Below are 5,509 nucleotides of genomic sequence, written 5' to 3'. Positions count from 1 at the left end.
CCGCCTCCCCCGCCGCCGCCGGAAGGCGACCCGGTGACGGAGACGCGCACGGGCTCTGTCGCCTCGGGCGCGGAAGTCAACTACGGCCCCTTCAACGTCGTCCCCGGCTCCACCTTCTCCGTGACGATGACGGGCTCGGGTGACCCGGACCTCTACGTCCGCACGGGCGCGGCGCCCACCACCACCGCGTACACCTGCCGCCCGTACCTCAGCGGCGCCAGCGAGGGCTGCACCGTCGAGATTCCGGCGGGCGTGACCACCGCGTACATCATGGTGCGTGGCTACACGGCCGCGACCTTCAACCTGACCATCAACTACCTCACGCCCTCCAGCGGTAACGGCACGCCCACCAACGAGACGCGGACCGGCAGCGTGGCGCGCAACGCCAACGCGCAGGTCGGCTCCTTCAGCGTGAAGGCCGGCACCAACTTCAAGGTCGTGATGACGGGCACGGGTGACCCGGACCTCTACGTCCGCTTCGGCGCGCAGCCCACCACCAGCGCGTACAACTGCCGCCCGTACCTCAGCGGCGCCAACGAGACGTGCGACATCGCCGTGCCCGCGGGCCAGTCCACCGCGTACATCATGGTGCGTGGCTACACGGCCGCCACCTACAACCTGGCCATCACCTACACCAAGCCGTAGTCCCGGCTTCGGCGTGAAGTGAACGACGGGCGGTCTTCCCCTGGGGGAAGGCCGCCCGTTGCTTTTGGCGAGTGTCGCTGGAGTTCGACGCGGTGGGCTGAGACGCTGCGGCCGTCATGGGGAACGTCATCGGGCTGTTGGGGGCGTGTCTGGTGCTGGGCGTCCTGGCCCGGCACAGCGGGAAGTTTCCGGAGGGCTCCGCCGGGGCGTTCAACACCTTCGTGCTGTACGTGGCGCTGCCGGCGCTGGTGCTGCGCGCCATGCACCGGTTGGAGTTCGTGCCGGAGCTGTTGGTCGCCGCGTCGGTGCCGTGGCTCTACTACCTGGGCGCGGGCCCCTTCTTCCGGCTGCTCGGGCCCCGGCTGGGGCTGCCGAAGCCGTCCATCATGGCGCTGGTGCTGACGGCGGGGCTGGGCAACACCGCCTTCGTGGGGCTGCCCATGGCGGAGGCGCTGCTGGGGGCCAGGGGCCTGCCGGTGGCGGTGGTGGTGGATCAGCTCGGCTCCTTCCTGGTGCTGTCCTCGCTGGCCACGGTGGCGGCGGCCCGGGCGGGCGCGGACACGCCGCTGTCCGCGCGGCAGCTTGTGCGCAAGGTGGCCACCTTCCCCCCGTTCCTGGCGCTGGTGGTGGCGTTGGTGACGCGGCCCTGGGCCTACCCCGTCTGGCTGGACGGGGTGCTGGAGCGGCTGGGCTCGCTGCTGACGCCGCTGGCCCTGTTCGCCATTGGCCTGCAGCTGCGCCTGTCGGGCATCAAGCCCCGGCTGCCCGCGGTGGCCCTGGGGCTGTCGTACAAGCTGCTCCTGGTGCCGGCGCTGACGGCGGCGGGCCTGCTGGCCTTGCCAGGGCTTGCGCCCATGGTGGTGCAGGCCACGCTGCTGCAGGCGGCCATGGGGCCCATGGTGAGCGCGGCCATCCTCGCGGCCGAGCATGACCTGGACCCGGAGCTGGCGGTGTTGATGGTGGGGGTGGGCGTTCCGCTGTCCTTCGCCACGGCGCCGCTGATGTGGATGCTGGCGCGCTGACGCACGCCCGGCTGCCCTGCGGCCGGCCACGCGGCCGGACCGCTGTCGTCCCGGCATCGCGCTCCTATTTTTGGCGCATGGCTGAGCAACCACCGAAGGCCTCGGGCGCGCCCGGGGGAGACCCACGGCGGATGGAGGTTCGGCGGCCGGTCGCCGAGCTGGGCGCACGGGCCTATGCCATCCAATTGTTGTCCGACGCGCGAATCCCGTTCCTGGTCGGTGGCGCCTACGCGTTCGCCCACTACACGGGCATCTATCGCGACACGAAGGACCTGGACCTGTTCATCCGCAAGGACGACGCGGACCGCGCCTTGGAAGTGCTCGCGCGCAACGGCTGGAGCACGCAGCGCGACGTCCACGGCTGGCTGCACAAGGCCTTCTGGGACGACTTCCTCGTCGACCTCATCTTCGCGTCCGGCAACGGCATCACCATCGTCGATGACGGCTGGTTCGAGCACGCGGTCCGCGCCCGGCTGCTGAACTGCGCGTGCAACGTGCCTCCAGCGGAGGAAATCTACTGGAGCAAGGCCTTCGTCCTGGAGCGCGAGCGCTTCGACGGACACGAGCTCACGCACCTGCTCCTGAAGACGGGGCGCACGTTCGACTGGCCGCGGCTGCTGGCGCGCTTCGACCGGTACTGGGAGGTGCTGCTCTCGCACCTGATGTTCTTCCGCTTCGCGTACCCCGCGGACCGCGACATCGTCCCGGAGTGGGTGATGCGCGAGCTGCTCTCCCGCGCCAACAGCTCGCTGGCGGAGGGCAACTGGGACTCGAAGCTGTGCCGGGGCCGGCTGCTGTCACAGGTCAGCTATCAGGTGGACGTCGACGAGTGGGGCTATGAGGACGGCCGCGCCTGGGATGAAGCCGAGCGCAGGCTCGAGCGCGAGCCCGAGGTGGTGCCCGCCGCGAGCGGTACGTACGGCGGCCACTGAGCCACGGACCCCGCGCTCGCTTCCTGGGACTTCGCCAGTCCCGGCGTGAGCGCGCCAGGTCCACCGGCCCTGCCACGGCTTCAGCGGAGCCTCACCTTCGGGCAGAGGACCCGCCGAAAGCAGGTGTCATGTGCCGTGGAGCGAAGCCGGACCCCGAGGTGTCATCGGAATCCTGGGCGTGTTGTGCCTGACGCTCGCGTCCTCCGCGCGGGCACAGGTCGCCGTCACCGGGCAGGGAGGGCCGCTGCGGCTCGAAGCGGGCTCGCAGTCGGTGGAGCTGTCCCTGGAGGAGGGCGGCGTCGTGCGGGGGCCCGGCGTCGAGCTGCGTCAGCGCGGCGCGGCGCTGGTGGGCCAGGTGCGTGGCAGGGACGTGGATGTCGGCTGGGCCAGCGGAGGCCTGCTCGGACGCGTGGGGGACGGCACCGTCGACCTCCGCGTGCTCGAGCGGACGCCGGAGCCGGGCCTGCGCCTGGAGGGGAACTTCGCCAGCCAGCCGTCGAGCCTCGTCATCGCGCCCTTCGCCATCGCTGGCGCCATGGGCGGATGCAACTACACGATGTCCGTGACGGGAGCGGGGTATTCGGGCTGGCGCACCTGCCAGCCTGGGACGACGCTCCAGCCGGGCCCCGTCTCCCTGTCCCTGCCCGAGGAGGTGCTGCGCCTCGGACAGGGAGAGAAGGCGGCCCTGCTGGCGCTGGTGCTGTCGGAGGCGATGTTGCCGCCGTGAGGCGGCGCGTGCTCAGGCGAGCACGGTGGTGGCGAAGGACAGCTCCACGCCGTTGTCGCGCACGCGCATGCTGGGCTTGGACAGCCAGTGGCACCGCGGGCAATAGCTGTGCGCGCCCGCCTGAGAGGCACGCACAGTCACCTCTCCACCGCAGAGCACGCAGCCGTCGGGGAGGACGAATTCGGCGAACCGCTCGCCGGTGTTGCTCTCGAATTGAGTCATGCTTCTGAGTTAACGCAGGAATCGCGAGGCACAAGGCGACCTGCGGTGTACCCCGGTCGGGCATCCGCAATCGGGCAGGCAGGCGGCCGAGCCCTCCTGCATTCCTTACGGGCCCGCCGCGCTTTGGTGGGTGGCCGACACCGCAACCCGGTGATGTCGCGTGCTCGCCCTGGCACGGGGATTTCAAGGGCCCGGGGCATGGATGCACAGGGTGAGGGTGACGGCATGGGTGGGGTGCTGCGGGTGGAGCTCCTCCACGACAGGCGAGGCTGGGGCGTGGAGGTGGAGACGTGGGCCGGGGCCGTGCGCCGGTACCGGTATGGCAGCGAGGCCCAGGCCCGCTTCTTCGCCGCGGTGTTCGAAATGGGCCCTCGTGTACTGCCGCCGGTGAGCACCGGGCGCCGCAGGCGGACCCGCCGGGCGGCCTGAGGCTCCGCGTCTTCCCGCTACCCTCGCGGGCTGCTTTCGGAGAGGCTACGGGCCATGAGTGACGCACCCAAGCCCTTCCTTCACCGTCCCAACCGCCAGCTCATCACCAAGGAGCCGGACCCCGCGGGCCGCTGGTCCAAGCAGTTCCCGGACATGATTGGCTACACCAGCCAGGGGGGTGGCAAGGTGCCGGCCGACTACGGCTGGAACACCAACCCCAAGCAGTGGCAGGAGGAGATGACGCAGGAGTCGCTGGCGGCGCGCTACGACGAGCTGCGCATCCTCCCGCCGAAGCCCGCCACCCCGGCGCTGCCCGAGGGCGCGAAGCCCGACGGCACCAAGCCATAGCCTCGCGGTTCAGCTGAAGGGCAGGGCCGCCAGCCGCTCCCGGAACCGGGTGAGCAGCTCCCGCGCCCCTGCCTCCTCCAGTCCGTCGCCCGCCTCCTGTCGCGCCTTGCGCAGGAAGGCGTCGAACGGCGGCGAGCGACCCTGGAGCGCGCCCGCCGCCTCCACGGCCTCCGCCAGCACGCGCTCCGCGCCGCGCGAGCCCAGCGACAGGTGCATGTCCGCCTGCTCCAGCTTCATGCCGCAGGTGGCCCACACCGCGCGGTCATGGACGACGAGCCAGGTGCGCGTGACCTCCTCCATCTGCTCGTCCAGCGCGGTGAGGTAGGGCTCCACCAGCCCGGGCAGCGCGTCCGGCGCCAGCTCCGCCTGGGTGGCCGTGTCCAGCAGGCGCGCGCGCAGCTCCAGCACCTGGTGCTTCTGCGGCGTGCGCAGCGCCACCGACGCGGGCAGGGACACGAAGGCGGCCAGGCTCTCCGCCACCTGCCGCGCCAGCGCGGGGCGCGCGCGGGCCTCCGCCTTCGCCGCGCGCTCCAACCGGCCTTGCAGGGAGCGGCGCAGGTCCGCCGCCGCCGCGCGCAGCGCCGCCCGCGCGCCCACCTGGTGGGCGTAGCCGGGCACCACCTCTTCGCGGCGCACGTCGGCGAAGGCCGCGGCGGTGAGGTACACGAGGTCGCCGATGCGCACGCGGAAGCCGGCGCGGAACGCCTGCAGCTCGGCCATCAGCGTCCAGCGGTCGCTCACCACCTCCGGGCGGCGCATCTGCTGTCCCAGCTCCGCCACGCGCCGCGCCAGCCGGTCCGCGACGGCGTGCAGCACCGCCTCCACCTCCTGCGCCAGCCGCTCATCCGAGCTGGCCGGCGGCGGGGCCCAGCCACCGTCGCCGAGCCCGACGGGGCGCGTGGGGGGCGGGAACTCGTGGTGGACGGCGCTGACGAGCTGGTTGACGCCCACCACCGTGTCGCCAATGGCGGGCGCCATCGTCTCCCACAGCGACAAGTCCGCGCCGCCGTCCGCTTCCACCGACGTGGGCTCGTACTTCGCGATGCTCAAGTGTCCCAGCCGGTCGATGGCCACCGCCGCCGCGCGGTGCACGCGCTCCAGCCGGTCCGCGAGGTGCCGGTCGGTCAGGGCTTCCAGGAGCGATTCCAGGCGCGCGGGGAGCGCGTCCTGGGGCTGTCTCTTAT

8 protein-coding genes are annotated in these 5,509 nt (G+C 72.0%); 6 read left to right on the top strand and 2 right to left on the bottom strand.

All coding sequences use genetic code 11. The features are described from left to right. The 4 genes from HV824_RS34725 to HV824_RS34710 form a co-directional block, all read left to right on the top strand. A partial coding sequence (locus HV824_RS34725) for a PPC domain-containing protein (protein WP_176425185.1) occupies positions 1 to 645 on the top strand: 645 nt, incomplete at its 5' end. A gap of 116 nt (positions 646 to 761) precedes the next feature. Beyond that, positions 762 to 1,667 carry an AEC family transporter gene (locus tag HV824_RS34720; protein WP_176425184.1) on the top strand — a complete coding sequence of 302 codons (906 nt, stop codon included), beginning with the start codon at positions 762 to 764 and terminating at the stop codon, positions 1,665 to 1,667. Between the two features lie 131 nt (positions 1,668 to 1,798). After that, positions 1,799 to 2,599, top strand: coding sequence for a nucleotidyltransferase family protein (locus HV824_RS34715; protein ID WP_176418779.1), 801 nt, complete (start codon positions 1,799 to 1,801; stop codon positions 2,597 to 2,599). A gap of 178 nt (positions 2,600 to 2,777) precedes the next feature. Continuing rightward, the gene (locus HV824_RS34710) at positions 2,778 to 3,326 is read left to right on the top strand and encodes a hypothetical protein (protein ID WP_368738140.1); all 549 of its coding nucleotides are present in this window, start codon (positions 2,778 to 2,780) and stop codon (positions 3,324 to 3,326) included. 12 nt (positions 3,327 to 3,338) lie between these two features. Here HV824_RS34710 and HV824_RS34705 read toward each other — a convergent pair whose 3' ends face one another. Beyond that, on the bottom strand, positions 3,339 to 3,548 hold the full coding sequence (locus tag HV824_RS34705) for a hypothetical protein (RefSeq protein ID WP_011550932.1): 210 nt from the start codon (positions 3,546 to 3,548) through the stop codon (positions 3,339 to 3,341). A 198-nt stretch (positions 3,549 to 3,746) separates the two neighbouring features. Here HV824_RS34705 and HV824_RS34700 point away from each other — a divergent pair, with 198 nt between their 5' ends. Both HV824_RS34700 and HV824_RS34695 read left to right on the top strand, forming a co-directional pair. Next, a complete protein-coding gene (locus HV824_RS34700; RefSeq protein ID WP_176425182.1) occupies positions 3,747 to 3,977 on the top strand; it encodes a hypothetical protein in 231 nt (76 codons plus the stop codon). A gap of 54 nt (positions 3,978 to 4,031) precedes the next feature. Beyond that, a complete protein-coding gene (locus HV824_RS34695) occupies positions 4,032 to 4,325 on the top strand; it encodes a hypothetical protein (RefSeq protein ID WP_176418782.1) in 294 nt (97 codons plus the stop codon). Between the two features lie 9 nt (positions 4,326 to 4,334). Here the strand turns inward: HV824_RS34695 and HV824_RS34690 are convergent. Then, positions 4,335 to 5,509: hypothetical protein (locus HV824_RS34690; protein WP_255208586.1), on the bottom strand; the 1,175-nt coding region annotated here is incomplete at its 5' end.

The sequence above is a fragment of the Myxococcus sp. AM009 genome (genome assembly GCF_013372605.1).
Taxonomy (GTDB): Bacteria; Myxococcota; Myxococcia; order Myxococcales; family Myxococcaceae; genus Myxococcus; species Myxococcus vastator.
The sequence above is the reverse complement of the archived record's forward strand: the minus strand, read 5'-3'. Positions and strand labels throughout refer to the sequence as shown.

Bases quoted from the DNA above. Each gene is read 5' to 3' on its own strand.
- HV824_RS34720 (WP_176425184.1), top strand. From the start codon at position 762: ATGGGGAACGTCATCGGGCTGTTGGGGGCGTGTCTGGTGCTGGGCGTC.
- HV824_RS34715 (WP_176418779.1), top strand. From the start codon at position 1,799: ATGGAGGTTCGGCGGCCGGTCGCCGAGCTGGGCGCACGGGCCTATGCC.
- HV824_RS34705 (WP_011550932.1), bottom strand. From the start codon at position 3,548: ATGACTCAATTCGAGAGCAACACCGGCGAGCGGTTCGCCGAATTCGTC.
- HV824_RS34700 (WP_176425182.1), top strand. From the start codon at position 3,747: ATGGATGCACAGGGTGAGGGTGACGGCATGGGTGGGGTGCTGCGGGTG.
- HV824_RS34695 (WP_176418782.1), top strand. From the start codon at position 4,032: ATGAGTGACGCACCCAAGCCCTTCCTTCACCGTCCCAACCGCCAGCTC.